The sequence below is a fragment of the uncultured Anaerococcus sp. genome (assembly GCF_963510575.1).
In the GTDB taxonomy this organism is placed as follows: Bacteria; Bacillota; Clostridia; order Tissierellales; family Peptoniphilaceae; genus Anaerococcus.
Genome location: NZ_CAUPFR010000144.1, coordinates 1 through 3,183 on the forward strand (window position 1 = coordinate 1; position 3,183 = coordinate 3,183).

Sequence of the window (3,183 nt, forward strand, 5' to 3'; positions counted from 1 at the left end):
TGGCTGACTCATTCATAAGCTCTACTTCCCCCTTAGGGTCAAAAACTATGAATCCTTCTTCCATATTTGAAGTAATATTTTTTAGCTCTTTGATTTGCCTTTTTAGGATGGAGATAGATTTCTCGAGCCTGATATTTTTATTTAAGAGCTTGCCGTAAATCTTGCCTACATCCTCAAAGTCTTCGCCAATGTGGTCAAAATCGTAGTATTTGTCAAATTTTGAAATCTCTTTGGCATAGGTATCAAGTCGCTTGTCAATAAAAATATGTGAGGCTAGAAGCAAAATACTTATAATAAGCCAAAACAAAAGGCAAAGTCCATATTCCTTTGTATATAAACTAACAACCACAGCTAGACTGGTCGCTATGGTTGTTGTAGTAATTAATGATTTTTTAGTTAATTTTTTCATATTTCTCCAAATTTATAACCTAGGTTTCTAACAGTTGAAATATAGGTACCGGAATCTTTTAGCTTGGATCTCAGGCTTGCTATGTGAACGTCAACAGTCCTGGTCTCGCCCTGGTAGTCATAGCCCCAAATTTTTATGAGAAAATCCTCTCTAGTGATGACATTTCCAATATTGTTCATAAATAAATTTAACATTTCGAATTCTTTATAGGTCAGGTCGATTTTTTCTCCATCGACTTTTACAGTTCTTTTTTTGATATTTATACTAATATTTTTGTAGGTAAGATGATCAGAATCTGTTTTATTTACACGACGCAAGATGGCCTTAACCCTCGAAAGGAGTTCTAAGATAGAAAATGGTTTGGTAATATAATCATCTGCCCCACTTTCAAGGCCCAAAACCTTGTCAAATTCATCATTTTTTGCTGTAAGGATTATAACAGGAATATCAGAAAATTCCCTAAGTTCCTTTAGGATAGCAACCCCGTCCTTGCCCGGAAGCATGAGATCTAAGAGCAAAAGCTCACAGGGATTTTCCCTAATTACTTTTACTATTTCTAGACCATCCTCAAAGGACTTTACTTTATAGCCCTTTTCTGTAAGAGCATAGGTTACTAAATTTCTAATCGCACCATCATCTTCAACTACATATATCATCATAACCTCGTTGCCAAGTCTGCTACCCTGGCGAGTCTATCGCCAAGCCTTTCAAAATATTTAAAAAGTAAAATTTTATTTGATAATTCTACTGGGCCTATCTTATCATTTTTATTTTCGTCTGCCGCAAAAGTAATAGCATCAACAAATAACTTATTATTTATTGCATCTTTCTCTATTGTTGCAAGGGCCAGGTCCTTATTATTTGTAACAAAGGCTCCCATCCCATCTTCTAGCATAGATTTTTCATTTTCGATGAATTTTTTTAGGAAAAATATTTCCTTATCAGTAAGGCCATAGGATTTTAGGATTTCTGCCACAGAATTTAGGTGGCTGGCTATTCTTTTGAAGGTTGAGGCCAATTTTATTTCCATTTGCAAGAGCCTAAGATCTCTGGCTACTGGTTGTTGGAGGGCCAAAAGCTCAAAGCAAAACCTTTCTATGCCTGAAGCTTGCCTTCTAATATCGTCATAAAGCTCTATTACCTGGTCCAAATTTTCTTCGTTTTTATTATCAAGATAAAGGTCAATCCTGTCATAGGAAATAAGAATTAATTGGCCTACTCCCTTGCTCATCTCCTTTATCGCTTCCAAATCGCTATTAAACCTTGTCCTCATCATCCAAACCTTCCTGTAATATAATCTTCAGTCCTCTTATCAGCTGGATTTTCAAAAATCCTTTTGGTTTGATCCATCTCTATAACTTCCCCTGTAAGGAAGAAGGCTGTTTGGTCCGAAATCCTCGCTGCTTGTTGCATATTGTGGGTTACAATAACTATGGTGTACTTTTCCTTTAGCTCATCCATCAAGTCTTCTATGGCAGATGTGGATATAGGGTCAAGAGCACTTGTAGGCTCGTCCATTAGGATTATTTCAGGGTTTACCGAAAGGGTTCTTGCTATGCAAATCCTCTGTTGTTGACCACCGGAAAATGACAAGGCGTTTTGGTCGAGTTTGTCCTTGACCTCATCCCAAATTGCTGCTGACCTTAGGGAATTTTCTACAATATCATCTAGGGTGTCCTTATCCTTGATACCAGAAAGCTTTGGTCCATAGGTTATATTCTCATAAACTGATTTAGAAAAAGGGTTGGGTGCTTGAAAGACCATGCCAACATTCCTACGAAGACTTACTACGTCCACGTCTTTTTTATAAATGTCAGCTCCTTCTATTTTTATTAAACCTTCTATCCTACACGAATCAACAAGGTCATTCATCCTGTTAAAGCATTTGAGAGTTGTAGATTTTCCACAACCAGAAGGACCTATAAAAGCCGTAACCTTGCCTTTTTTGATATCCATATTTATTTTCTTCAGGGCCTTAAAATCGCCATACCAGAGGTCTAAGTCTTTGACCAATATAGCTGTGCCCTGATCTTCTTTACTTCCTCGATTGAAAAGTAATTTGGTTTTATCTCTAAAATCTTGTGAATTATTATCAAGAGAATTTTTTATTTGCTCCATTATTTCTCCTAAGCTTTTACAATTTTTTTACTAATCTTTGCTGATACAAAATTTATCAAAATAACAAAGACTAGGAGGAGGACTGCTGTGGCGTAGGCTTCCTTAACGTGAAAACCTTCTGACGAAAGGACATACATATGAACTGCCATAGTCCTAGCTGACTTAAATAAGCCCTTTGGTATATCAGTATTTGACCCCATAGTGAAAATTAGGGCAGCTGATTCGCCTACAATCCTACCTATTGATAAGAATATTCCTCCAAGAATCCCGTCCATAGCATCTGGTATGATAACCATAAAGATTGTTTGTATTTTTGTGGCCCCAAGAGCAAGGGAGGCGTGAGCCTGAAGGGGATTTACAGTCAAAATCGCCTCCTCACTTGTCCTTATAATTGTAGGTAGGACCATGATTGCCACTGTCAAACACCCTGCAAGGAGGGAATACTTCATTCCAAGGCCGTAGCCTGTCCCCGATACAAAAAACAAGTAACCAAATAGACCGTAAACTATAGAGGGAATTGACGATAGGATTTCAGTTGAAAACCTTACAGCCTTTATCAGAAACTTATTTTTTGCATAGTTTGAAAGGTAAATTGCCGTAAATATTCCTATAGGAAGGGCAATTAGCAAGGTCAAGCCTATAGTCATCAAAGTTGT

At 37.2% G+C, this 3,183-nt stretch carries 4 protein-coding genes and 1 pseudogene; all 5 read right to left on the minus strand.

Annotated features, from left to right (window positions below; genetic code table 11):
* A pseudogene (locus tag RQ907_RS08250) lies at positions 1-409 on the minus strand (histidine kinase); the annotation flags it as partial.
* Positions 406-1,065 carry a response regulator transcription factor gene (locus RQ907_RS08255; protein ID WP_311492893.1) on the minus strand — a complete coding sequence of 220 codons (660 nt, stop codon included), beginning with the start codon at positions 1,063-1,065 and terminating at the stop codon, positions 406-408. The pseudogene RQ907_RS08250 and the gene RQ907_RS08255, both read right to left, overlap by 4 nt.
* On the minus strand, positions 1,065-1,685 hold the full coding sequence (locus RQ907_RS08260; protein ID WP_311492894.1) for a PhoU domain-containing protein: 621 nt from the start codon (positions 1,683-1,685) through the stop codon (positions 1,065-1,067). The genes RQ907_RS08255 and RQ907_RS08260 overlap by 1 nt, the downstream gene beginning before the upstream one ends.
* Positions 1,682-2,527 (minus strand): phosphate ABC transporter ATP-binding protein PstB, encoded by an 846-nt coding sequence (pstB, locus tag RQ907_RS08265; protein WP_311492895.1) that lies wholly within the window; start codon positions 2,525-2,527, stop codon positions 1,682-1,684. Before pstB ends, RQ907_RS08260 begins: the two co-directional genes overlap by 4 nt.
* Before the next feature lie 8 nt (positions 2,528-2,535).
* The coding region (pstA, locus tag RQ907_RS08270) for a phosphate ABC transporter permease PstA (protein WP_311492896.1) at positions 2,536-3,183 on the minus strand (648 nt) is incomplete at its 5' end.

Coding starts and splice junctions, on each gene's coding strand:
- RQ907_RS08255 (WP_311492893.1), bottom strand. CDS start 1,065: ATGATATATGTAGTTGAAGATGATGGTGCGATTAGAAATTTAGTAACC.
- RQ907_RS08260 (WP_311492894.1), bottom strand. CDS start 1,685: ATGATGAGGACAAGGTTTAATAGCGATTTGGAAGCGATAAAGGAGATG.
- pstB (WP_311492895.1), bottom strand. CDS start 2,527: ATGGAGCAAATAAAAAATTCTCTTGATAATAATTCACAAGATTTTAGA.